The 23806-nt window shown below is 74.1% G+C and carries 19 protein-coding genes; 6 read left to right on the top strand and 13 right to left on the bottom strand.

The window, feature by feature from the left end:
• Positions 1 to 129: 129 nt before the first annotated feature.
• Entirely contained in the window at positions 130 to 1620 is a 1491-nt protein-coding gene (locus tag LWC35_RS36010; protein ID WP_232874981.1) for a long-chain-fatty-acid--CoA ligase, read from the bottom strand.
• A 196-nt stretch (positions 1621 to 1816) separates the two neighbouring features.
• Here LWC35_RS36010 and LWC35_RS36005 point away from each other — a divergent pair, with 196 nt between their 5' ends.
• Together LWC35_RS36005 and LWC35_RS36000 are read left to right on the top strand one after the other, a co-directional pair.
• Positions 1817 to 2605 carry an E3 ubiquitin ligase family protein gene (locus LWC35_RS36005; RefSeq protein WP_232874980.1) on the top strand — a complete coding sequence of 263 codons (789 nt, stop codon included), beginning with the start codon at positions 1817 to 1819 and terminating at the stop codon, positions 2603 to 2605.
• Between the two features lie 75 nt (positions 2606 to 2680).
• Positions 2681 to 3859 (top strand): CaiB/BaiF CoA transferase family protein, encoded by a 1179-nt coding sequence (locus LWC35_RS36000; protein ID WP_232874979.1) that lies wholly within the window; start codon positions 2681 to 2683, stop codon positions 3857 to 3859.
• 81 nt (positions 3860 to 3940) lie between these two features.
• Here LWC35_RS36000 and LWC35_RS35995 read toward each other — a convergent pair whose 3' ends face one another.
• Together LWC35_RS35995 and LWC35_RS35990 are read right to left on the bottom strand one after the other, a co-directional pair.
• Positions 3941 to 5623, bottom strand: a complete 1683-nt coding sequence (locus tag LWC35_RS35995; RefSeq protein ID WP_232874978.1) for a S1C family serine protease — start codon at positions 5621 to 5623, stop codon at positions 3941 to 3943.
• A 114-nt stretch (positions 5624 to 5737) separates the two neighbouring features.
• On the bottom strand, positions 5738 to 6904 hold the full coding sequence (locus LWC35_RS35990) for a thiolase family protein (RefSeq protein WP_232874977.1): 1167 nt from the start codon (positions 6902 to 6904) through the stop codon (positions 5738 to 5740).
• A gap of 306 nt (positions 6905 to 7210) precedes the next feature.
• Between LWC35_RS35990 and LWC35_RS35985 the strand changes: the two genes are divergently transcribed.
• On the top strand, positions 7211 to 8473 hold the full coding sequence (locus LWC35_RS35985; protein WP_232874983.1) for a TMEM165/GDT1 family protein: 1263 nt from the start codon (positions 7211 to 7213) through the stop codon (positions 8471 to 8473).
• A 44-nt stretch (positions 8474 to 8517) separates the two neighbouring features.
• On the opposite strand, the gene LWC35_RS35980 is transcribed toward LWC35_RS35985, so the two are convergent.
• Positions 8518 to 9753, bottom strand: coding sequence for an acyl-CoA dehydrogenase family protein (locus LWC35_RS35980; protein ID WP_232874976.1), 1236 nt, complete (start codon positions 9751 to 9753; stop codon positions 8518 to 8520).
• Positions 9754 to 10099: 346 nt separating this feature from the next.
• Positions 10100 to 11251 carry a dimethylsulfone monooxygenase SfnG gene (gene sfnG, locus LWC35_RS35975; protein WP_232874975.1) on the bottom strand — a complete coding sequence of 384 codons (1152 nt, stop codon included), beginning with the start codon at positions 11249 to 11251 and terminating at the stop codon, positions 10100 to 10102.
• A gap of 281 nt (positions 11252 to 11532) precedes the next feature.
• Between sfnG and LWC35_RS35970 the strand changes: the two genes are divergently transcribed.
• Positions 11533 to 12327: a DUF1684 domain-containing protein gene (locus tag LWC35_RS35970; RefSeq protein WP_232874974.1), complete on the top strand. Its 795-nt coding sequence runs from the start codon at positions 11533 to 11535 to the stop codon at positions 12325 to 12327.
• 229 nt (positions 12328 to 12556) lie between these two features.
• Here the strand turns inward: LWC35_RS35970 and LWC35_RS35965 are convergent, their stop codons facing one another.
• Genes LWC35_RS35965 through LWC35_RS35955 form a run of 3 tightly spaced genes read right to left on the bottom strand, consistent with a single transcriptional unit; the run spans position 12557 to position 15632 of the window.
• Positions 12557 to 14083 (bottom strand): tripartite tricarboxylate transporter permease, encoded by a 1527-nt coding sequence (locus LWC35_RS35965; protein WP_232874973.1) that lies wholly within the window; start codon positions 14081 to 14083, stop codon positions 12557 to 12559.
• Positions 14083 to 14622 carry a tripartite tricarboxylate transporter TctB family protein gene (locus LWC35_RS35960; RefSeq protein WP_232874972.1) on the bottom strand — a complete coding sequence of 180 codons (540 nt, stop codon included), beginning with the start codon at positions 14620 to 14622 and terminating at the stop codon, positions 14083 to 14085. The genes LWC35_RS35965 and LWC35_RS35960 overlap by 1 nt, the downstream gene beginning before the upstream one ends.
• Entirely contained in the window at positions 14619 to 15632 is a 1014-nt protein-coding gene (locus tag LWC35_RS35955) for a Bug family tripartite tricarboxylate transporter substrate binding protein (RefSeq protein ID WP_232874971.1), read from the bottom strand. Before LWC35_RS35955 ends, LWC35_RS35960 begins: the two co-directional genes overlap by 4 nt.
• A 134-nt stretch (positions 15633 to 15766) precedes the next feature.
• On the opposite strand from LWC35_RS35955, the gene LWC35_RS35950 reads away from it, so the two are divergent.
• Both LWC35_RS35950 and LWC35_RS35945 read left to right on the top strand, forming a co-directional pair.
• Complete coding sequence (locus tag LWC35_RS35950; RefSeq protein WP_232874970.1) at positions 15767 to 17368, top strand: sensor histidine kinase; 1602 nt, start codon at positions 15767 to 15769, stop codon at positions 17366 to 17368.
• A complete protein-coding gene (locus LWC35_RS35945; RefSeq protein ID WP_232874969.1) occupies positions 17365 to 18057 on the top strand; it encodes a response regulator in 693 nt (230 codons plus the stop codon). The genes LWC35_RS35950 and LWC35_RS35945 overlap by 4 nt, the downstream gene beginning before the upstream one ends.
• A gap of 9 nt (positions 18058 to 18066) precedes the next feature.
• Here the strand turns inward: LWC35_RS35945 and LWC35_RS35940 are convergent, their stop codons facing one another.
• From LWC35_RS35940 to LWC35_RS40695, 5 genes are all read right to left on the bottom strand, one after another.
• The gene (locus LWC35_RS35940) at positions 18067 to 18915 is read right to left on the bottom strand and encodes an alpha/beta fold hydrolase (RefSeq protein WP_232874982.1); all 849 of its coding nucleotides are present in this window, start codon (positions 18913 to 18915) and stop codon (positions 18067 to 18069) included.
• A gap of 97 nt (positions 18916 to 19012) precedes the next feature.
• The gene (mihF, locus tag LWC35_RS35935; protein WP_037049162.1) at positions 19013 to 19324 is read right to left on the bottom strand and encodes an integration host factor, actinobacterial type; all 312 of its coding nucleotides are present in this window, start codon (positions 19322 to 19324) and stop codon (positions 19013 to 19015) included.
• Positions 19325 to 19514: 190 nt separating this feature from the next.
• Complete coding sequence (locus LWC35_RS35930) at positions 19515 to 19964, bottom strand: nuclear transport factor 2 family protein (RefSeq protein WP_232874968.1); 450 nt, start codon at positions 19962 to 19964, stop codon at positions 19515 to 19517.
• Positions 19965 to 20014: 50 nt separating this feature from the next.
• Positions 20015 to 21358 carry an NAD(P)/FAD-dependent oxidoreductase gene (locus LWC35_RS35925; RefSeq protein ID WP_232874967.1) on the bottom strand — a complete coding sequence of 448 codons (1344 nt, stop codon included), beginning with the start codon at positions 21356 to 21358 and terminating at the stop codon, positions 20015 to 20017.
• A 163-nt stretch (positions 21359 to 21521) separates the two neighbouring features.
• Positions 21522 to 23360, bottom strand: coding sequence for an LCP family protein (locus tag LWC35_RS40695; RefSeq protein WP_232874966.1), 1839 nt, complete (start codon positions 23358 to 23360; stop codon positions 21522 to 21524).
• Positions 23361 to 23806: the final 446 nt, after the last annotated feature.

Below are 23806 nucleotides of genomic sequence, written 5' to 3'. Positions count from 1 at the left end.
GTCAGCCTCTGCCCCCGCCGCATCGGCGCCATCACCGCCGCTGCGCTCGTCGTCCTGCACCACGAACACGACCGCACAACATGATCAACGGCCTACTGAGAAAGGCTCATTATGGTTCCATAACGCGGTTCACAGGTCGGCCGGCGGCTCCACCTCGCGGCGGAGGATCTTGCCGGTCGGGCCCTTGGGGAGGGCGTCGACCAGCCAGACCGCGCGCGGGTACTTGTAGGCCGCGAGGCGGTCCCGGACGAAGTTCTTCAGCTCCTCCGGGTCGGCGGACTGGCCGGGCTTGAGGGCGACGGCGGCGCCGATCTCCTCCCCGAGGTCCGCGTGCTTGATCCCGACGACGGCCGCCTCGGCGACAGCGGGGTGTTCGTAGAGGGTCTCCTCGACCTCGCGGGGGTAGACGTTGTAGCCGCCGCGGATGATGAGGTCCTTCTTGCGGTCGACGATGGTGTAGTAGCCGTCGGTGTCGCGGGTGGCGATGTCGCCGGAGCGGAACCAGCCGTCCGGGATGGCGGCCTCGGTGGCGTCGGGGCGGTTCCAGTAGCCCTTCATGACGTTCTCGCCGCGGATGGCGATCTCGCCGGGTTCGCCGTCGGGCACGTCGTTGCCCTCGTCGTCGACCACCCGCATCTCGCAGCCGCGCACCGGAAAGCCGATGGTGCCGGGTTTGCGTGGGCGGCCGGGCTGGTTGAACGAGGCGACCGGCGCGGTCTCGGACAGCCCGTAGCCCTCGTAGATCTCGCAGCCGAACTGCTTCTCGAAGGCCTTGAGGATCTCCACCGGCATCGCCGAGCCGCCGGTGATGCAGGTGCGCAGCGAGGCCATGTCGGCGCCGTCGGCGTCGGGGCTGTGCAGCATCGCGGCGTACATCGTGGGCACGCCCTCGAACACGGTGACCTTGTCCCGCCCGACGACCCGCAGGGCCTTGGACGGGTCGAACCGCGGGAGGAGCGTGAGCGTGGCCCCGGCGACCACGGCGGCGTTGAGCCCGCAGGTCAGGCCGAAGACGTGGAACAGCGGCAGGCAGCCCATGATCACGTCGTCGGCGGTGATCTCGATGAGCGTCTCGACCGTGGTGCGTGCGTTGGAGTCGAGGTTGTGGTGGGTCAGTTCGGCGCCCTTGGGCTGCCCGGTGGTGCCGGAGGTGTAGAGGATGACGGCGGTGTCGTCGTCGGCGCGCTCGACGGCTTCGGGGGCGGGGGTGCCGCCCAGCTCGGTCGGGCCGGTCGCGGGCACCACGATCCCCGGGATGCCGACGGCCTTGGCCGCCTCGGGCACCACGTCACCCGAGCCGTCCCAGCCGTAGACCAGGGACATGCCCGAGTCGTCGAGGTAGTACTCGACCTCCCGCGCCTTGAGCAGCGGGTTCATGGGCACCACGACGGCGCCGGCGAGCAGCGCGCCGTAGAACAGCACCGGGTAGGCGGGGACGTTGGGCAGCACGAGCCCGACCCGGTCGCCCGGCCGGATGCCGCGTGCGGTCAGGTCCCCGGCGACGGCCGCGGCCGCGGAGTGCAGCTGCGCGTAGGTCAGCACGTACTCGTCGAGCTTCACGGCGGGGCGGTCGCCGTGCTCGCGAGCGGTCGCGACGAGGTTCGCGGCCAGGTTGGTCATCGTCGACTCTCCGGGGTTACGGGCGGGTAGCTTGCCGGGACCCTATCGGCCTCCCGCTCCGGCCGCACACACTCGGGTGACCGGCGCAACCGGACGATCCGGGCGCCACCCGCACACCCGGTGTGGTGCCAGCACACCTGTCCCGGCCCCGCGCGCTGCCTAGCGTCGCCCTCACCGCTTCACGAGAGGGACGACGATGCTCTGGTTCGGGATCATCCTGCTGCTGGCGGCGTGCGGCTGCCTGTGGGCCGCGGCCCGGTCGCAGCGCACGGTGCACGCCATGCTCGCCGCCGAGACGCTGTCGGTGCCCGAGCTGCTCGAGCTGCAGGGCATCTCGGCCGAGCTCACCGGCCCGGGGCACTTCCGCAGGGTGTGCGAGGTCGTCGGCGAGACGGCCCCGGCGCCGGTGGGGCTGCTGCGCTCCGAGCTCGCCGGCGTCGACTGCGTGTGGCACGCGCACCGCGTCCAGCGCCGCTACGAGCACTACGACCGGGACTCCGACGGCGACACCCGGGTGACCACCCGGACCGAGACCGTCGCCGAGCTCAGCTCCCCGCACGGCTGGGCGCTGCTGCGCGACGGGCACACGGTCGGCGTCGACCACGGCGGGCGGCGGCCCGACGGCGTCGAGACCGTCGTCGACCGGTTCGAGCCCGCCCAGGACCGGCAGCCGCAGGGCGCGCTCGCCGGGGCGATCTCGGTGCTCGGCGCGCTGGCCGGCGGCGACCGGGACGAGACGATCGGCTACCAGCACACCGAGTGGGTGCTGCGCCCCGGCACCCGGATGTACGTGCTGGGTGAGGTCGACGACCGCGACGGCCCGCTCGTGGTCCGCCCGCCGCGCGACGGCTCGCCGTTCGTGATGTCGACGCGGACCGAGGAGGAGCTCACCGACTCCGCCCGCAAGGGGCAGCGGATCTGGGCCTGGAGCGGCGCCGGTCTCACGCTCGCCGGCCTCGCGCTGGTGGTGCTCGCGATCCTGTAGGGACCGCTGCGCCCTCGTGCGCGGCGAGTGGTGCCAGGACACCACCCGCCGCGCACGGCGGGCTATACAGGAACCGTGTCTGATCTCCCCCCGCTCGACCCCGAAGAGCCCACGCCGTCCGGCCCGTTGGCCGGAGTGGTGGTGGCCGACTTCTCGCGGGTCCTCGCCGGTCCCTACGCGACGATGCTGCTCGGCGACCTCGGCGCGACCGTGGTCAAGGTCGAGGGCCCCACCGGCGACGACACCCGCACCTGGCAGCCGCCGACGGTCGACGGCCCCGACGGTCCGGTCGCGACCTACTACCTGTCGATCAACCGGAACAAGCACTCCGTGGTGCTCGACCTCAAGGACCCCGACGACCTGGCGGTCGCGCAGCAGCTCGCCGCCCGTGCCGACGTGCTGATCGAGAACTTCATGCCCGGGACCACCACGAAGTGGGGCCTCGACGTCGACACGGTGCGCGAGACGAACCCGTCGATCGTGTACTGCTCGATCAGCGGCTTCGGCGACCGGGGCGGCGCGAAGCTCGGCGGCTACGACCTGCTGATCCAGGCGACCTCGGGGCTGATGAGCCTGACCGGCGACCCGGACGGCACGCCGTTCCGCGCCGGCGTCGCGGTGTTCGACGTGATGACCGGGCTGCACGCCGCGGTCGCGATCCTGGCGGCGCTGCGCCACCGCGAGGCGACCGGCGAGGGCCAGCACGTGAAGACGAGCCTGCTGTCCGCGGCGCTGTCGAGCCTGGTCAACCAGACCTCGGCGTACGTCGCGGGTGGCGTGGTGCCGAAGCGGATGGGCAACGCCCACCTCTCGCTGTTCCCCTACGAGCCGCTGCCCACCGGCGAGGGCGAGCTGATCGTGATCGCCGCCAACGACCACCAGTTCCGGCGGCTGTGCGGGGTGATCGACGCGCCCGAGCTGCTCGAGGACCCGCGCTTCGGCTCGATGGTCGAGCGCACCCGACACCGCGAGGAACTGCGCCCGCTGCTGCTGGAGAAGCTCGCCACGAAGGGCGCGCAGGAGTGGTTCGACGTGCTGAGCGCGGCCGGCGTGCCCTGCGGCCCGATCAACACGGTCGACCAGGGCGTCGCACTCGCGGAGAGCCTCGGCCTCGACCCGGTCGTGCATCCCGGCGGCGGCCCGGCCGGCGTCCGCAACCCGGTGGAGTACTCCGCCACCCCGCCGGACTACCGGCGCACCCCGCCCGCCCTGGGCGCGGACACCGAGGCCGTCAAGGCCTGGCTGAAGGGCTGAGAACGGGACGGGCCGGGCGGGGGAGGGGATCCCCGCCCGGCCCGCGCCGGTCCGACCGCGCCTGCGGCCGGGGTCCGGCGCTCAGTTGCCGCCGCTGCCGCCTTCGCCGTTGCCGCTGCCGCCGCCGAACGGCGAGCCGCCGCCGAACGGGTTGAGCTGCCCGAACGGGTTGCTGCTGCCGCCGCCCTGGCTGGTGCCGCCGTTGCTGGTGGTGGCGCCGGTGTCCTTGGTGCTGCCGAGCGTCACGTCGACCGTGCGCGCCGAGGAGCCGCTGCCGATCGTGAGCGTGACCTTGTCGCCCGGGGCGTAGGAGCCGATCCGGGCGACGAGGTCGGAGAAGTCGCTGACCGTGGAGTCGCCGACCTTGGTCACGACGTCGCCGGCCTTGAGCCCGGCGGCCGCCGCGGGGCCGCCGTCCGTCACGGCCGCGATCGTGGCGCCGTTCTCCGTGCCCGACGAGCGGGTGCTGCCCTGCACGCCGAGCACCGGCTTGGTGGCACTGCCGGTGTCGATGATCTCCTGCGCGACCCGGCGCGCCTGGTCGACCGGGATCGCGAAGCCGAGGCCGACGCTGCCGCTGCTCTGCCCCGCGGTGGCGATCGCGGAGTTGATGCCCACGACCTGGCCGTCGAGGTTCACCAGCGGGCCGCCGGAGTTGCCCTGGTTGATCGGGGCGTCGGTCTGCAGCCCGTTGTAGACGACGCCGGAGCCGTCCTCGCCCTGCACCTGCACGGTGCGGTTGAGGGCGCTGACGATGCCGGTCGTCACCGTGCCCGTGAGGCCCTGCGGCGACCCGATCGCGACGACCTGCTGGCCGACCTTGACGTCGCCGGTGCGGCCGAGCTCGGCCGCGGTCAGGCCGGACACGCCGTCGAGCTTGATGACGGCGAGGTCGTAGCTCGGCGAGGTCCCGACGACCGAGGCGTTGTGCTGCGAGCCGTCCGCCAGGGTCACCTGGATCTTTCCGGTCGAGCCGGCGACGACGTGGTTGTTGGTGAGGACGTCGCCGTCGGAGGTGAGGATGACGCCGGAGCCCTCGGCCGTGCCCTGGCTCGTGGTGACCCGGATGTCGACGGTGCTCGGGCTGGCCTTCGCCGCAGCCGCCTGCACCGTGCCGTTGGTCTGCACGGACGAGGTGTTCGACGCGGGCTGGCCGGACAGGGTGACCCCGGTCGACGAGCTGCCCCGGTCCATCAGCGCGTAGGCGCCGCCGAAGCCCGCGCCGCCGCCCACGACGCCGGCGATGAGCGCAGCCGCGATCACGGCCGTCCACGGGCGGGTGGGCCTGCGGGGGCGGTCGTCGTTCACGAGGACGGTGTTCCCGCCGGGCGGCGGATCATTCGGGCCGCCCGCCGCCGCACCCAGCGGGTCGCCCGGGCCCTGCTGGGCGTACGGGCCGTAGGCGGGGCTGCCGTAGGGGCGGGTGCCCTGGTCGGCGCCGTGCCCGCTGGTCTGGGCGTACCCGGGCGTGCCGTAGACGGAGCCGCGGCCGTAGGCGTACGGCGAGCCGTAGGAACGGGTCGCGTCGGTGTCGGTGCCGTAGGCGCCGTCGGCGGCGGACCCGGGTCGCGCGTACGGGTTCGCCGGGTGGGTGGCGCCGTCGGTGCCCGGGGCCCCGGTCTCGGACCGGGTGGTGACAGCGCCCGTGTCGGTGTGCTGGGTGGGGGAGTCCCCGGCGGAGGCGCTGGCGGTGCCCTCGGTACCACCGGTGCTGTGCGCAACGTCCCCATCGGGCCGGGAGTGACCCCGCTGCTCGTCGGTCATGGCACAGACTCTGCGCCCCGAAGCTGAGATCCGCCTGTGCTCGCGCTGGGAAAGGCCGTGCAGTACGGCACCTTTTCCGGTAAGGGGCCCGCGGGCCCCCTACCGGAACCGGGGTCAGAGCAGCTCGACGACGGTGGCGTTGGCGGTGCCGCCGCCCTCGCACATGGTCTGCAGGCCGTAGCGGATGCCCCTGTCCCGCATGTGGTGCAGCAGCCGGGTCATGAGGACGGTGCCGGAGGCGCCCAGCGGGTGGCCGACGGCGATCGCCCCGCCGAGCGGGTTGAGCACCTTGTCGTCGGCGCCCAGCTCGACCTGCCAGGCCAGCGGCACCGGGGCGAAGGCCTCGTTGACCTCGAAGGCGCCGATGTCGGAGATCGACAGCCCGCTCTTGCGGAGCACCTTCTGCGTGGCCGGGATCGGGCCGGTCAGCATCATCAGCGGGTCGGCCCCGGAGACCGCGCCGGAGTGGTAGCGCGCGATCGGGGTGAGCCCCAGCTCCTTCGCCTTCTCCGGGGTGGTGATCAGGGTGGCCGAGGCGCCGTCGGAGATCTGCGAGGCGTTGCCCGCGTGGATCACCCCGTCCTCGCGGAAGGACGGCTTGAGCGTGGCGAGCTTCTCGGCGGTGGTGCCGCGGCGCAGGCCCTCGTCGGCGGTGAAGTCGTCCTTGCCGGGGATCCGCACGAGCTGGCCGTCGAACGCGCCCGCGTCGATCGCGGCGGCGGCGAGCTCGTGGGAGCGCGACGAGTACTCGTCCAGCCGCTGCCGGCTGAAGCCCCACTTCTTCGCGATCCGCTCGGCGCCGATGCCCTGGTTGAAGTCCCCGTTCGGGAACTCGCCGCTGGTCAGGTCGGCCTCGTAGCGCTCACGCACCAGCGGGCCGAACGGGCGGCCGAGGTCGCGGCCCGCGCCGAGGGGTACCCGGGTCATGGTCTCGACGCCACCGGCCACCACGACGTCGTACTGCCCGGCCATGACCATGCCGGCGGCGAAGTCGAAGGAGGACTGGCTGGACCCGCACGCCCGGTTGATCGTGACGCCGGGGACGGTCTCCGGCCAGCCGGCCGCGAGCACGGCGTAGCGGCCGATCTGCGCCGCCTGGTCCCCGACCTGGTTCACACAGCCCCACACGACGTCGTCGATCACGGTGGGGTCGATGCCGGTGCGCTCCTGCAGCGCCCGCAGGACGTACGCCGACAGGTCGGCGGGATGCACGTCGGCGAGCGAGCCGTTGCGCTTCCCGATCGGGGTGCGCACCGCGTCGACGATGACGGCCTCGGGCATGGTTCCTCCGCGTCCTCTTCGGGCTGCTATCTGAACGAACGTACGACACTGTGGCGCCGGCGAATACCCTCGTGAACTACCTCACGGGCGCGCAACGGGTGTCGAGCGCACTGGATCGATGAGGTAGGTTGGCCCCCAGCGAAGGGGAGTAGCTCTCAACATCGCGGTCGACATACTGGCGATCCGTATCGCCCGGCTGCGGGGCCTGACCACCACCAGGCGAGCGAGACCTTCGATCCGGTTCACGCCGGATCGAAGAGACCCCGGTTTCCTCGATCCGGCCCGAGATCGAGGGGTTGTGTGGCGATGCAGGACGTGCTCTCGGCGTTCCTGATCAGTTTCGGCGTGATCTTCGTGGCCGAGCTGGGCGACAAGTCCCAGCTCATGGCGCTGACGTTCGCGACCCGCTACAAGACCTGGCCCGTCCTGCTGGGCATCACGATCGCCACGTCGGTCGTGCACCTCGTGTCCGTCGCCGTGGGCCACGGCCTCGGCGCCACCATCCCGACGGGCTGGATCGCGCTCGCCGCGGCCGTCGCGTTCCTCGGGTTCGGTGCCTGGACGCTCAAGGGCGACTCGCTGTCCGAGGACGAGCAGGACAAGGTCAACCGCAAGGCCCGCTCGGCCGTGGTCGCCGCCTCGGTGGCGTTCTTCCTGGCCGAGCTGGGCGACAAGACGATGCTGGCCACGATCACGCTGGCCACCCAGCACGGCTGGTTCGGCGTGTGGCTGGGCTCGACGCTCGGCATGGTCGCGGCGGACGCGCTGGCGATCGTCGTCGGCCGGCAGCTCGGCCAGCGGCTGCCGGAGCGCACGATCCGCTACGGCGCGGCCGTGCTGTTCGTGGCGTTCGGCGTGGTGCTGCTGCTCGACGCGATCGGCCAGCTCACCGGCCGGGGCGCCTGGGAGGTCGTGTCCGAGGCGCTGAACCACCACCTCGCCGCCTGGCTCACCGTCGGCCTCGGGATCGTCGCCTGCGTGCTGGTGGGCGTCGGGCGGCGGTGGGCCCGGGCGGGCACCCGCCGCTCGCCGATGCGGAGCGGCCTCGGCTCGCCGGCCTGGTGGTCGAAGGTCCTGTTCGGGGTCGCGCTGCTGCTGGGCCTGGTCGCCCCGCTGCTCGTCGCGTTCGACGTCATCGAGCCGATCGCCCTGTTCAGCTCGCCGGGCTGGGTCGTGGTCGGCGTCGGGCTGGTGCTGCTCGGCGTGGCCGTCGTGCTGGCCTCGCTGGTCCAGATGGGCACCGCCCGCCGCCGCGGCCAGAGCCTGGCCCTGACCAGCAGCGGCTTCTATGCCCGCGTCCGCAACCCCGCCTTCACGGGCATGGTGGTCGCCACCGCGGGCGGGCTGGTCATGGCGCCGACCATGCTGGGTGTGCTCGCCACCCTGCTCATCGTCGTCGCCGTGCAGATCCAGGCCCGCGCGGTCCGCGAGCCCGGCCTCTCCGAGGCCCTCGGCGAGGAGTACGCGGCGTACCTCTCGCGCACGGGCCGGTTCCTGCCCCGGCTGCGCACGCCGCAGCCCGAGCGGCGCCCCGGTCTGCCCGCGGACGACGGCGAGCGCGTCGGCTGACCGCCGCGCGGGCGGCCCCCGCAGGGCCGCCCGCGCGGTGCCGGTCAGCTGTACCAGGTCGGCTCGGGCAGCTCGTCGCGCAGCAGGAACGCCCCCACCTCGCGCCGCTTGTAGGCGACGGGATCGTGCAGGGTGTGGGTGCGGACGTTGCGCCAGAACCGGTCGAAGCCGAGCTCGGTCGCGGTGGCCCGGGCGCCCAGGCCCTCGAACACCCGGCCGGTCACCTCGAGCGCGACGTCGGTGGCCCGCGCCTTGACCGCGGCCACCCGGACCTCGTGCTCGCCGCGCTGCTGCGGGGTGACCTCCCAGGCGTTGCGGTGGATCGTCAGGCCCTCCTCCGCGACGGCGTCGGCCAACGCCTCGACCGCCCACAGCTTCGCCGCCAGGTCGCCGTAGAGATCGAGCTGGTACGGCTCGTCGACGGCCCGCTCCTGCCCGCCGTGCAGCCACGGCCGGGTCCGGGTGCGGGTGTACTCCGCGGCCTCCTCCAGGGCGCCGCGCGCGATGCCCAGGTAGAAGCTCACGAACACGAGCTGGATCGTCGGGACGTTGAGGGTGTTGTAGACGCGCGGCTCGAAGACCTTGTCCCGGAAGCCGGCGGCCTGCTCCCACGGCACCTGGACCTCGGAGATCGTGACGCTGCCGCTCTCCGTGAGCCGCTGGCCGATGTTGTCCCAGTCGTCGTGGAACGTGAGGCCGGGCTGGCGGCTCGGCACGATCGCGAAGACGTGGGTGCCAGGGGCGCCGGGGTCGGCCCCGTCGAGCACGCCCTCCAGCACCGTGACGTCGGAGACCCTGCTGCCGGTGGAGAAGGACTTGCGGCCGTTGTAGACGAGGTGGTCGCCGGCGTCGCGGATCACCACGTCGTCGTCGCGCGGGTTCACGGCGCCGCCGAAGAACCAGCGCCGCCGGGTGGCCTCGGCCTCCACGGCCTCGATCTGCTCGGCCGTGCCGACGAGCCGGGCGGCCCAGAACCACAGCAGGTGGTAGCCGAGCAGCTGGCCGATCGAGCCGTCGCCGGCGGCGACCTCGCGGATCACCCGGTAGGCGAGCGGCCACTCCTGGCCGCCGCCCCCGTGTTCGGCCGGGCCGAGCAGGGTGACCAGGCCGGCGTCCTTGAGCAGCTGGACCTCGGCGTGCGGCGTCTCCCCGGCGCGCTCGCGGGCGGCGGCGTCCGTGGCGAGGATCGTGCGCACCTCCCGGGCGCGGGCGAGCCATTCGTCGGGAGTGGTCGGGATGGTGGTGAAGCGGGTGGTGGGGCGGTTCTCGAGCGTGGTCATGGCAGGTCCTGTCGTGGGCGGAGGGGTGCGTACCGCGGCGGCCCGCTGGTGCGGGGCATGCGGCGGCCGGGACGGCGACACCGGCGACCGCAGCGGGCGGGCACCGGGAAGCGGGCCGCCGGGCACGCGGGAGGAGTGAGACCACGTCATGGATCCATAACGCGAGAAAAGGCGCTCGCAAATCGCGTTATGGAACCATAATCCGTGAAAATCGGGCTGGAAATCGCGTTATGGACCCGGACAGGACTGGGTGACGACGCGGGCGTGGTCGATGTGGCGGCGGCGGGTCAGCCGGCTGTGGGCCGCCCCGGCCAGGACCACGCCGCGCCGGGGGCGCGGCACCGGATCAGGAGCCCGCGACGAGGGCGGGCTCGCGCGCGGCGAGCTCCGCCTCCTTCTCGCGCACGATCGGGAGCACGTGCCGCCCGAAGTACTCGATCTCCTCCTGGAAGTGCAGGAAGCCCAGGAGCAGCAGGTTCGCCCCGCGCCGCTTGTACTCGATCGCGCGGTCGGCGATCTGCTCCGGCGTGCCGATGAGCTGGGTGCGGAAGCCGTCGTTGTACTGGACGAGGTCCTCGAAGCTCGAGTCCGCCCACATGCCGCGCTTGTCGCCGGTCGACGCACCCGCCTGCTGCACCGCGCTCCGGAAGCCCTCGACGGCCTCGACGTTGGCCTTCGCGACGATCTCGCGCAGCTGCTCGCGCGCCTCGCGCTCGGTGTCGCGGGCGATGAGGAAGCCGTTGAGCCCGAAGCGGACCGCACCCGGGCCGGTCTCCGGCCGGCCGGCGTCACGGGCGTGCCCGCGCACCTCGTGCACCTGCTCGGTGAAGCCCTCGTAGTCCTTGCCGTTGGAGAAGTACCAGTCGGCGACGCGGCCGCCGTTGCGACGCGCGGCGGTGGAGTTGCCGCCCTGGAAGATCTCCGGGTGCGCCCGGCCGGGTACCGCGACCGGCTTGGGCTTCAGGTCGAAGTCGTGGATGCGGTAGAAGTCGCCGCGCAGCTCGGCGTGGTCGCTGGTCCAGATCTCGCGCAACGCGCGGATGAACTCCTCGGAGCGGCGGTAGCGCTCGTCGTGCTCCAGCCAGGGCTCGCCCAGCGAGGTGAACTCGTCCTTGAACCAGCCGCTCACGACGTTGACCGCGGCCCGGCCGCCGGACAGGTGATCGGCCGTCGCGACCCACTTGGCCAGCACCCCCGGGTGCCACAGCCCGGGGTGCACGGCCGCGATGACCTTGAGCCGCTCGGTCGCGAGCAGCAGGGCGAGCGAGAAGCTCGTGGACTCGTGCTGGTGGTCGGCGCCGTACGACGCCATGTACCGGACCTGCGAGAGGGCGTAGGAGAAGCCGTTGTCCTCGGCGGTCCGGGCGAGCTTCTTGTTGTACTCGTAGCCCCAGTCGGTGCGTTGCTCGACCGTGCTGGTGACGAGGCCGCCGCTCACGTTCGGGACCCAGTAGGCGAACGTCAGGGGCTCGGCGGGGAGGTCGGGGGAAGCGGACACAGCTGTGCTCCTGCGGGGAGAAGGGGATGTCGGGACGCGCGGGAAGGCGGGTCAGCGACAGGCGCAGGAGTGCACGCGCTTGTGGTCGACGTGACGCCGGCGCGTCAGCAGGATCGTGGCCACGGACCGAACCCCACCAGACGCGGCGGCCACGGGTCAACCGATCTCCCACATCCCGAGCCGGTCCGGACAAAGGGGCCGCCCCGCGGGGTGGCCGGTCCAGTGGGCGGGAATCGTCGCCGTGCCGAAATGCGACGGCCCCGGCACGCGTTGCCGCCCACGTGACGACCACGGAGAGCACCCTGCAGCAGGACTGGGACACCTGGCACGCCGAGCGGGAGGAGGAGCTCCGCGCACCGCACGGCTGGCTCAGCCTCACCGGCCTGTACTGGCTGACGGAGGAGCCCTCCGCCTTCCCGGGCCTGCCCGGCACCTGGCGCGCCACCGGCGACGGCGGCGTCGAGCTCACCGCCGCGCCCGCCGACGGGCTCGTGGCGCGGGGTGCCCCGGTCGACGGCACCGTCCGGCTGGAGCCCCGGGACGGGCTTCCCGGCGCCCTGGTCGTCGCGGGCGACCGGAAGATCGAGGTCGTCCGGCGCACCGACACCTGTGCGCTGCGGGTCCGCGACCCGCAGGCGCCCACCCGCACCGGTTTCACCGGGGTCCCGGCGTTCACGGCCGACGAGCGCTGGGTGGTCGACGCCCGCTTCGAGCCCTACGCCGAGCCGCAGCGGATCACCGTGGGCGCGGTCGTCGAGGGGCTGCACCACTTCCCGACCGCGGTGGGCACCGTCCGGTTCACCCTCGCCGGCAGCCCGCAGGAGCTGGTCGCGCTGGCGGGCAAGGACGGCGGCCTGTCGCTGCACTTCCGGGACGCCACCTCCGGCGACACCACCTACGGCGGCGGCCGCATCCTGCGGGTCGAGGGGCCGCGGCCGGACGGAACGCTGCGGATCGACCTCAACCGCGTGGTCAACCTGCCGTGCGCCTTCACCGCGTTCGCGACCTGCCCGCTGCCGCCGGAGGGCAACGTCCTGCCCGTGGCCGTCGAGGCGGGGGAGAAGCTGCCCGTCTGACCTGCGCCGAACGCGGGCTCACCTCGACCCGACGAGCCGAGGCGTTGCGCGTGGAGCACGGCGGTGATCCGGCGGCCCCGGGCGAGCTCGGTGTGCACTCCAGCCGTTCGCCCTCTGCGCGCACGCCCACTCCTCCGCGACCCGAGCCCCCGCGGCGACCGGCCCCCCCGACGCTCGCGGGGGCCGGTGTGAGCGGGGGCGGGGCGGAACCGCCCGGACGGGACCGGGGTCAGACCGGGGTGCCCTCCCGGTCCCGGTCGACCGGCGGCGTGCCCCGGGCCGGAAGGACCTTGCGCACCAGCGGGAACAGCAGGAGCAGCGCGATCACGGTGTAGACGGTGACCGCGACGGGCGTCGAGACCAGGGTGGTGACGTCGCCGTCGGCGATCTGCAGGGCGCGGCGCAGCTGCAGCTCCGCGTCGGGCCCCAGGATCACGCCGATGATCGCCGGCAGCACCGGCAGGCCGTAGCGGCGCATCACGAACCCGACCGCGCCGATGCCCAGCAGCACCAGCAGGTCGACGGCCTGCCCGGAGACCGCGTAGGCCCCGATGCAGGCGAAGAACAGGATGCCCGCGTAGAGGTACGGGCGCGGGATCCGCAGCAGCTTCGCCCACGCCGGCGCGAGCGGCAGGTTCAGCACCAGCAGCAGCACCAGGCCGACGAACAGGCTGGCGATGAGCGTCCACACCAGGTCGGGCTCGGTCTGGAAGAGCAGCGGGCCCGGCTGGATCCCGAACTGCTGGAACGCAGCGAGCATGACGGCGGCGATCGCCGTCGTCGGCAGGCCGAGGGTGAGCATCGTGGACAGCGTCCCCGCGGACGACGCGCTGGCCGCCGACTCCGGGCCGGCCACACCCTCGATGGCACCGGACCCGAACTCGTCGCGGTGTGTCGACAGCCGCCGCTCCGTGACGTACGACAGGAAGGTCGGGATCTCCGCGCCGCCCGCCGGGATGGAGCCGAACGGGAACCCGATGAACGGGCCGCGCAACCACGGCTTCCACGCGCGCTTGACGTCGCCGCGGGACAGCCACGGCCGCCCCACCGGGATGACCTCCTGCTGCCCGCGGCGCAGGTGGGCGGCCACCCAGAGGGCCTCGCCGACGGCGAAGAGCCCGACCGCGACGATGACGACGTCGATGCCGTCGGCCAGCTGCGGCACGCCGAAGGTGAGCCGGGGCTGCCCGCTGAGCGGGTCGAGCCCGACCAGCCCGATGGTGAGGCCGATGGCCAGCGCCGCGAACCCGCGGATCCGCGAGCTGCCGAGTACGGAGGTCACGGCGACGAACGCCAGCACCATCACCGCGAAGTAGTCCGGAGCGCCGATGTCGACGGCGACCGAGGCGACCAGCGGCGCCAGCAGCACCAGCCCGATCACGCCGAGCAGACCGCCGACGAAGTGCCCGATCGCGGCCGTGGCCAGCGCCTGCGCGCCCCGCCCCGACTTGGCCATCGGATTGCCCTCGAGCGCGGCCATCACCGACGCGCTCTCGCCCGGGGTGTTGAGCAGGATCGACGTCGTGGAGCCGCCGAACATCGCGCCGAAGTAGATGCCGGCGAACATGATGAAGGCGCCGGTCGGGTCGAACGCGTAGGTCACCGGCAGCAGCAGCGCCACCGCCATGGCCGGGCCGATGCCCGGCAGCACGCCGATCGCGGTGCCCAGCAGCACCCCGATCGCGGCGAACAGCAGGTTGGCCGGGGTGAGGGCGGCGCCGAAGCCGCCCATCAGGTGGGTCAGCGAGTCGAGCATCAGCCGAACACCCCCATCAGCGGGCCGCCGGGCAGGTCGACGCCCAGGAGGCCGTCGAAGAGCACCCAGGCCGCCACCGAGACGCCGGCCGCGATGAGGAGGTCGCGCAGGTAGGTGCGCGAGCCCAGGGAGTACGTGGCCCCCCAGAAGAGCACGACGCCCGCGACCGGCCAGCCGAGCAGCGGGATCAGGGCCGCGGTGGCGATCAGGACCCCGGCCAGCATCCCGACGGTGCGCAGGTCCGGGGGCGTGGACAGGTCGACGTCCTCACCGGCCTCGGCCTCGCCGTGGCCGCCGCGCAGGACGTCGACCGTGAGCAGCACGGACAGCAGCAGCAGTGCCCCGCCCAGGACCAGCGCGACGGTTCGTGGGCCGAGCGGGTCGGAGTCGCTGCCCGCACCGCTCTCCAGCAGCGTGTCGACCACCACGAGCACACCGACGACGAACAGCAACAGGCTGACGCCCAGCTCCGAGTGCTCGCCCAGCCGGCCCCGCTTCTCCGGCGCCCGCGCCGGCGTCTCCTCCTGAACGACCGTCATGATGTCAGCCCCAGTTCCCGCAGCACCTCGGCCACGCGCTCGTTCTCGCTCTCCAGGAAGGCCCCGAACTCGGGCCCGGGCTGGTAGGCGTCCGTCCAGCCGTTGCGCTCCAGCGCCTGCGCCCACTCCGGGCTGCGCCGCAGCGCGTCGAACGCCGCCTCCAGGTCGGCCCGCCCCTCGTCGGACAGCCCGGGCGGGGCGACGACCCCGCGCCAGTTCGTGAACTCGACGCCCAGGCCGGCCTGGCGCAGGGTCGGCGCGTCGACGCCGGGGACCGGGTCACCGGCCGTCACGGCCAGCACCCGCAGCTCGCCGGCGTCGATCTGGTCGGCGTACTCGCCGAGCCCGGACACGCCGAACGCGACCTTCCCGCCGAGGACCGCGGCGAGCAGCTCGCCGCCACCGTCGTAGGAGACGTAGTTGACGTCCTTCGGCGGCAGGCCGGCCGCCTTCGCCATCAGCATGGGGGCGAGGTGGTCCGGCCCGCCCGGCGACGAGCCGCCGCCCACCGGGACGCCGCCCGGGTCCGCCTTCCACGCGTCGACCAGCTGCCCGAGCGAGGTGTACGGCGAGTCCTTCGCGACGACGACGATCTCGGTCTCCTGCGTGAGCCGCGCGATCGGCGTGGTGTCGGCCAGGGTGGAGGGCGAGCGGTTGGTGTAGACGCTGCCGACCACGCCGAGGCCCATCGACATGACGAGCCGGTCGTTGCCGCTCTCGTTGACCGTGCGCCCCAGACCGACCGTGCCGCCCGCACCCGGGAGGTTGAACACCTCGACCGAGCCGGTGAGCCCGGCGTCCTCCATGGCCTTGGCCGCCGTGCGGGCCGTGACGTCGTAGCCGCCGCCGGGGGAGTTCGGGACGAGCATGCGCAGGCCACGCAGCTGGGTGCCGTCACCCCCGCCGGTCAGTGCGCCGACGGCGGGCGGCACGAGCAGCACCGCGGCCGCGGCCACCAGCACCGCCAGCGCGGCGGACAGGCCGCGTGTCGGTTTCTCCCGGACGGACATCGCTGTCGATCCCTCCCCGTCGAGTGGACTGTGGCGCTCATCGTGCGGGGCGCGGGTCCGGGCTGTCGCGCTTGTGTCCGCAACGGTGGTTGTGGTCGTTTAGTACATGCGCCGGCCGCGCCTACGCTGACCGCGTGCGCCGACGCCCGCTGGCCCGCCAGTTCCTGGTCTGGCAGCTGCTGGTGGTGGTCATCCTGCTCGCCGCGGTGGCCGCGCTCGCCGTGGTGCAGTCCGACGCGGCGTTCCGCGAGACCCAGGGGCGGCGGATGCTGTCGGTCGCCGAGGACGTCGCGGCCACGCCGGGGATCCGTGCCGGGCTGGTGAACCGGAACGTCGACCTGCTGGCCAGCTTCGCCCGCAGCGCCGAGAACCTCTCCGGCGCCGACCGCATCATGGTGGTCGACGCGAACCGGATCGTCCGCAGCTCGCCGGACCCCGCGGAGCTGGGCACGCCGTTCGCCGTGGGCGGGTCCACCGCGTTCGCGGGCCGGGCCTGGACGGGCGCGGCCGACCGGACGGTGGTGGCCGAGGTCCCGGTCATCGGCGACGGCGGGCAGGTGGTGGGCGTGGTGGCGGCCGGCATCCGCGCACCGACGCTCCTGGAGGCGCTGGCCCCGGCCCGCGGGGAGGTCGCGGCCCTGCTCGGGCTCGCGCTGGCCCTCGGCCTCGCCGGGTCGCTGCTGCTGGCCCGTCGGGTCCGCCGGCAGACCCTCGGGCTGGAGCCCGCCGAGATCGTCGAGCTGGTGCAGCGCCGCGAGGCCATGCTGCTCGGGGTGAAGGAGGGCGTGGTCGGGCTGGACCCCGAGGGCGGGGTCACGCTCCTCAACCCGGCCGCGCGCGAGCTGCTCGGGCTGCCCACGGCGCAGGTCGGCGATGCCGTCGACGCGCTGGGCCTCGACCCCCGCCTCGCCGACGTCCTCACCGGGCGCGCCGCGGGGGAGGACCAGCTGGTGCTGCACGGCGGGCGGGTCCTGGTGCTGAACCGCATGCCGGTGCACGTCGACGGCCGCGGGGTCGGCGCCGTCGTGACGCTGCGGGACCGCACGGAGCTGACCGCCCTGCAGGACCGGCTGGACGCCTCGCGCACGCTCACCGACACCCTGCGGGCGCAGGCGCACGAGTTCACCAACCGGCTGCACACGATCGCCGGGCTGACCGAGCTGGGCGAGCACGACGAGGTGCGCCGGTTCGTCAGCGGCATCGTGGCGGCGGCGGAGGGCTGGCGGCGCGAGGTCGTGTCGCGGGTGGGGGAGCCGGCCGCGGCGGCGCTGCTGGTCGCGAAGGCGAGCCTGGCGACCGAGCGGGGCGTGCGCCTGCGGCTCGCCGCGGACACCGACCTGCACCCCGCCGAGCCGGACCCCGGGCTCGGCGCGGACCTCGTCACCGTGCTGGGCAACCTGGTCGACAACGCGCTCGAGGCCGTCGGCCCCGCGGGCGGGTGGGTCGAGATCGGGCTGACCGAGCGGGAGGGCGCGGTGCACGTGCGGGTCCGGGACTCCGGTCCGGGGGTGGCGTCGGACCTGGCCGAGGAGGTGTTCCGGCACGGGTTCACCACCAAGGCGGCGGAGTCCGGGGCCGGCGGGCGCGGCCTGGGGCTCGCGATCGTGCGGGAGGTGTGCCTGCGCCGCGGCGGCCGGGTGGCCGTCGAGGGCGGTGGGGCCGGCCCGGAGGTCCGGGGCGCGACCTTCGTCGCCGTCCTGCCCCTGCTCCCGGAGCCGGCGGAGGTGGGCACGTGAGGGTGCTGGTCGTCGACGACGACTTCATGGTGGCCAAGGTGCACGGCGGTTACGTGGCGCGGATCCCGGGCTGCGAGGTCGTGGGCGTCGCGCACCGTGGCGCCGAGGCGCTGGACCTGGCCGCGCGGCTGCGCCCCGACCTCGTGCTGCTCGACGTCTACCTGCCGGACATGTCGGGGATCGACGTCCTGGGGAAGCTGCGCACCGGTGCCCCCGACGACCCGTCCGTCCTGGTGATCACGGCCGCGGACGACAGCGCCACCGTGGCCGCCGCCCTGCACGGCGGCGCGCTGCACTACCTCGTCAAGCCGTTCGACTCGCGCGCGCTGCAGGAGCAGGTGGAGCGGGCGGCGCGGATCCGCGGCCGGCTGGCGAGCCTGGACCGGGCCGGGCAGGCCGACATCGACCGGCTCTTCGGCGACGACCGCCCGGGCGGCGGCACCGGCACCGCGGCGCGGCTGCCGAAAGGACTCACCGCGCCGACCGCGCAGCTGGTGGAGCGGGTGCTGCGCGCGCACTCGGGCGACCTCTCGGCCAGCGAGTGCGCGGAGCGGACGGAGCTGTCGCGGGTGAGCGCGCGCCGGTACCTCGAACACTTCGTGGAGACCGGCGCGGTGACCGTCCGGCTGCGGTACGGCGGGACCGGGCGTCCGGAGCGGCGGTACAGCTGGGCGCGCCGGGAGGCCTGACCCGCCGGGCTACAGCGGCGCGTACTCGCGGGTGTGCGCGAGGATCGCCGCCGCCACGGGCTCGACGACGGTCGGGTTGAGCGCGTGCCCCATGCCCTGCACCCGGACCAGCCGCCCGGCGCCGAGCGCGCGGGCGAGGTGCCCGGCGTGCGGGGGCGGGTTCACCGGGTCCTCGGGGGCCTCGATCACCAGTGTCGGCACGCTGACGCCGGGGAGCTCCGCCCCGCGGTCCAGCCCGTCCGTGTCCGCGACGGCGTGCGCGGCCGGGTTGTCCACCCGCCCGGAGTGCGCGACCACGCGCTCCTCCAGCGCGCGGAACCCCTCGGCGTCGAACGGGGTGCCGGTGCCGTTGAGCAGCCGCCAGTGCTCGACCCGCCAGGCCAGCTCGCCCTCGAGGTCCCGGTCGTCCGTGAACTCGCCCCACAGCCGCAGCAGCGCCGGGTCGGGGCCGGGCAGCTCGGGGTCGCCGTACGCGCCGAGCGCGGCGGTGCACAGGACCGTCGCGGTGAGCAGCCGTTCGGGGTGGTCGAGCAGCAGCAGCTGCACCAGGGTGCCGCCCATCGACATCCCGACGACGTGCGCCCGCTCGACCCCGAACGCGTCGAGCACCGCGAGGGCGTCGCCGGCGAGGTCCCGGACCGCGTAGGGGGCCGAGTCGAACGCGTGCGTGGAACGGCCGGTGTCGCGATGGTCGTAGCGGAGCACGCGGTGCCGCTCGGCGAGGCGGTCGAGCAGCGTGTCCGGCCATGCCAGCCCCGACGCGTTCGCCCCCATCACCAGCAGCAGCGGCTCGGCGTCCGGGGCCGGTCCCGGGATCTCCTCGGCCCACACCTGCACGCCGGGAGCGACGTCGACCATCAGTTCCACGCCCCGCACCCTAGAGAACGCGAACACCCGGCCCGGCGGGAGGCCGGACCGGGTGCGGGGAACCGCGGGCGTCAGGACGCCCGGCGGCTCACTTGAGCGCGTCGAGCAGCGCCTGGCGCTGACGCTCGCCGAGGCCGGCGGCGCGGCGGGACGCGTCGATCCCGGTGCGCTCGAGCAGCGCCGAGACCTTGGCGGGGCCGTAGCCGGGGAGGCTCTTGAGCAGGTCCGCGACCTTGGTCTTGCCGACGATCTGGTCGGACTTGGCCCGGTCGAGCACGGCGGGGATGGTCTCCTCGCCCTTCGCGATCTTGTCCCGGAGCTCCTTGCGCGCCGTACGAGCCGCGGCGGCCTTCTTGAGCGCCTCCTGGCGCTGTTCGGGGGTCAGTGCGGGCAGTGCCATGGTGAGTGCTCCTCTCCTGTCGCCATCGACCACCCGCTCGGGGGTGCGTCGGTGGTCGTTCCTGGTACAGCGTGGCCCATAGCGTGGCAGAACGCCGACGGCGCCACGCGGGAACCCCCAGTTCAGAGGCCCGAAAACCGTGAAAACGGTGTCTTGGAACCACGAACGGCCGGTTCCGGACGCCGGACGGTCAGCTCGCGGCGAGCTGTCGGCGCAGCCGGACGTCGTCCCAGAGCGTCCGTACGGAGGCGATCCGACCCTGCCGGACGGCCACCACGGACACCGCCAGAACGCGTACGGAGCGGCCGGTGGGCGGCACCCCGGGCAGCAACCAGGGCAGCTCGCGGTCGTGCGTGAAGGTCCACCGCAGCTCGTCGACGAGCCCGCGGGTGTCGACCGTGCGCGAGACCCGCCGCCGCACGAGGTCCGCCGGCAGGTGCGGGGTGACCGTCTCGGCGAGGTGCCGCTCGATCTCCGCCCGGTCGTTGCCCCCGGTCATCGCGGGCATGTCGACGAGCACGGCCTCCGGGGCGAGCAGGGCCGCGGCGGCCGCCGCGTCGCCCCGCTCGTACACGGCCGACCAGAAGTCGTCCCAGACGCGCTCGGCCTCGCGCATCAGGACCTGCATGGCCGGGGTCACGGTCCGACGTTAGGTCGCCGGCCCGGCGATCTCCAACCTTCCCGGGCGACCTAGGCGGCTTCGTGGTGGTGCCTGGCGACGGCGTGCGCGCCGGTGACGGTGATCAGCCGGTGCCCGCGGTTGCGCGCGTAGCGCAGCGAGCGGACCCAGTTGTAGAGCGTGCCCAACCGGTTGCCCCAGCCGATCAGGAACATGACGTGCACGTAGCACCAGAGCAGGTAGGCGAGGTAGCCGGTGATCTTGAAACCGCGCACGTCGGCGACCGCCTGGCGCGCGCCGATCGTGGCCATGCTGCCCTTGTCGAAGTACCGGAACGGGGCGGGGGTCGTGGTGTCGCCCTTGGCCCGGTTCGCGATGAGCTTGCCCACGTAGGTGCCCTGCTGCATCGCCACCTGCGCCACGCCCGGCAGCCGGTCCACGGTGGTGACCATGTCGCCGATGGCGTAGACGCCCTCGGCGCCGGGCAGGCTGCAGTCCGGGTCGACGGCGAGCCGCCCGGCCCGGTCCGTCTCGGTGCCCGTGGCCGTGGCCAGCATCGCGGCGAGCGGCGAGGCCTGGACGCCCGCGGCCCAGATCTTCGTGCGGGCGGAGATGGTGTCGACGCCCTGCGGGCCCTTCACCGTGATCGAGTCGTCGTCCATGTCGGTGGCCGCGGTGTTGAGCCGGATCTCGACGCCCATCTTCTCCAGGCGGCGGTGCGTGTACTTCTGCAGCTTCGGCGCGAAGGGCGGCAGGACCGAGGGCGCGGCGTCGAGCAGGATGATCTTCGCCGAGCGGGTGTCGATCGAGCGGTACTCCTTCGGCAGCACGTAGCGGGCGAGCTCCGCGAGCTGCCCGGTGATCTCGACACCGGTCGGGCCCGCGCCCACCACGACGAAGGTCAGGTACCCGTCCCGTTCCTTCTCGTCCGTCGCGATCTCGGCCAGCTCGTAGGCGCCGAGGATCTGGCTGCGCAGCGCCCGCGCGTCCTCGATGCTCTTCATGCCGGGCGCGAAGTGGCTCCACTCGTCGTGCCCGAAGTAGGCGTGCGTCGCGCCGCCCGCGACCACCAGGTAGTCGTAGGGCAGGTCGAGGTGCTGGTCGTTCGGTGCGAGCGCGCGCACGACCTTCTTGCCGAGGTCGATGTCGTAGACCTCGGCGAGCAGGGTGCGGGTGTGGGCCTGCTTCCTCACCACCCGCCGCAGCGCCGGCGCGATCAGGCCGGGCGACAGGATGCCGGTGGCCACCTGGTACAGCAGCGGCTGGAACAGGTGGTGGTTGGTCCGGTCGACGAGCGTCACGTCGACGTCGGCGTGGGCCAGCGCCTTGGCGACGCGCACCCCGCCGAACCCGCCGCCGACGACGACGACCTTCGTGCGGCCCTCGCGGGCGGGGATGTCCCCAGTGCTGCTCACGTCCGTCTGCCCCTCCGGTGTTCCGGTGCCCGGGCCGGCCCCGCCGGTGCCCGGTTCGTACCGGTGTCTGGTGTACCGCAGCCCGGGCGTCGTCGCAGGACCGCGCGAGCGAAGCGTAATGGGCGTGCCGCGGGGGCGGCGCGCCCGGCGGGGGTCGCCGGGCTCAGTTGCCCCCGGTGCCGCTCTCCGTACCGCCCTGCGCCCCGCTCCCGTCACCCGGCGCCGGCGCGGCCGCGGCGGCGCACGAGGCGGCGAGGGAGGTCGGGGCCGCGGTGCCCGCCGCGGTCTCGTCCGACCCCGACGTCCCCGGCGTCGCCGGGGTGCTCGGCGCGGCCGACGTCGTGGGCGGGGCGGCCGCCGCGGGCGGCGGGTTGATCGCGTCCTGCACGACCTGGTGCATGTACTCGACGTCCGGGCGCGAGGTGTCGAACCGGCCGTCGGCCTCGTTCGGGTCCGGCAGGCTCGGGTCGAACGAGATGCTCTGCAGGTGGAAGCCCTCGCCGGCCAGCGAGACCAACGCCGGGAGCACCGCCTGCGGGATGTTCGTGTCGACGTTGTCCTTGGTCGCCTGGGCCACCTGCTGGAAGTTGGCCAGCAGGTCCGTCGGGCTCTTCTGGTCGAGCACGGCCTGGATGAGGCAGCGCTGGCGGCTCATCCGCTGGTAGTCGTTGCTGTCGCGGCGGGAGCGCGCGAACCAGAGCGCCTCCTCGCCGTTCAGGTTCTGCACGCCGGGCTGGATGTACCCGTCGGGCTTGACGTGCCGGCCGTCGGCCGTGACGCCGTTGATCGGCAGGGGCACCGGCCCCACGTCGACCGTCACGCCGCCCAGCGCGTCGATCATCGTCGAGAAGCCCGCCATGTTGACCTCGAGGAAGTAGTCGATCGGCAGGCCCGTCATGTACGAGATCGACGACTGCAGGAGGTTCAGCCCGATGTCGTTCGTCGGGCCGGGCGGCGCCACGGACGGGTTCTCGTGCGCGTAGGCGTACACGGCGTTGAGCAGGTAGTTGCCGGACAGCGGGTCCGCCGGGTCGTGGAAGCCCCGCGGGAACTTCGCCGCCATGGGCGAGCCCGGGGGGAACTCGGCGCGCTGGATGTTGCGCGGCAGCCCGAAGATCGTGGTGCGGCCGGTCTTCGTGTCGATGCTGGCCAGCATCATCGTGTCGGTGCGGGTACCGGTGCGGTCCGGGCCCGCGTCGCTGCCCAGCAGCAGCACGTTGAGCCGCGGCTTGTTGATCGCCTCCGCGGCGGCGGTACCGCCGGCCCCGCCGCTGAACAGGTCGTTGAGCAGGGAGCGCTGCGAGTTCGCCAGATCGGCCGCGTAGCCGAACGGCAGAGCGACGGCCATGCACAGCACGGCCGCGACGACGGCGCCCAGGACCTTCCGCCCCGCGCCCATGTTGCGCGGGCGGGCCAGGGCGTACGTCCGGGCGATCTGGGCGATCCAGCCGAGCGCGGCCACCAGCGCGACGACCGCTCCGGTGGCGAGGACCGTCGTCGACACCGCGTTCTCGAGCAGCGCCCGCCGGCTCATCGTCAGGACCGCGACCACACCGGCCGCCACGACCAGCAGGAACAGGCCGAGGATCAGGCCGCCGGTGCGGCGGCGGCGCAGCAGCAGGTGCCCCGTGCCGGGGACCAGCGTCGACGCGGCCGTGGTCGCCAGTGCCCCCCGCAGGGTCCGGCGGGCGGTGCCCTTCCGGGCCCTGTCGCGTCCGGTGCCGGTGACCGCCTCCCCGGCCTCGGCGCGCCGGCGGGCGATGCGGTCGGCCGCGGCCTCGTTCGCCGGGACGCGGCGCGGGACGCGGGTCTCGGCCGGGTCCTGCAGGCCGGTCGTCCGGGCGGGCGACCCGTCCGCGGACCGGGCGACGCGGGTGGGGGCACCGGCGCGGTCGGCAGGGGCGCGGTCGGCAGGGGCGCGGTCGGCGCCGGGTCGCGTGGCCGCGGTGCCGGTGGTGCTCGTGGTGCCGGTGGTGCGGCTGGCGCCGCTGGTGCCGCCCACTCCGCCGGCGGGGCCGCCACCCGGCGGGAGCGTGCCGGGCCGGCGGCCGGCCTGGCCGGCCGGGCGCCCGTCGGGGCCGGGTGCGGCGCGGGTGCGATGCGTTGCGGCACCCTCGGGGCGGCGCGTGCCGGGGCGGCGGTCGCCGGACCGACCGGGCTCGTTCGGCTGCCCGGGCCGGTCGGCGCCACCGGGCTGGCCGGGCTGATCGGGCCGGCCGGGCCGTGCGGGCCCGTCGGCGGGTCCGGGCCGTCCCGGGCTCCCCTGTCGAGGGCCGGGGTCCGACGGCGAGCGGCGGTTCTGGTCGGGGAGGCGGCCGGGCGGGCCGGGCCGCGCCGAGGGTGCACCCGGGCCGCTGCGCCCGGACGCGCTGGCACTGCGGTCGGGGCGCCGGGCGTCCCCGGGGCGGGCGCCGTCGGGTCGGCCGGGAGCGCCGGGACCGGGTGGGC

The organism is Pseudonocardia kujensis, from assembly GCF_021283305.1.
Lineage (GTDB): Bacteria > Actinomycetota > Actinomycetes > Mycobacteriales > Pseudonocardiaceae > Pseudonocardia > Pseudonocardia kujensis.
Note: the sequence above shows the minus strand (reverse complement) of the source record. Positions and strands in the feature narration are given on the sequence as shown.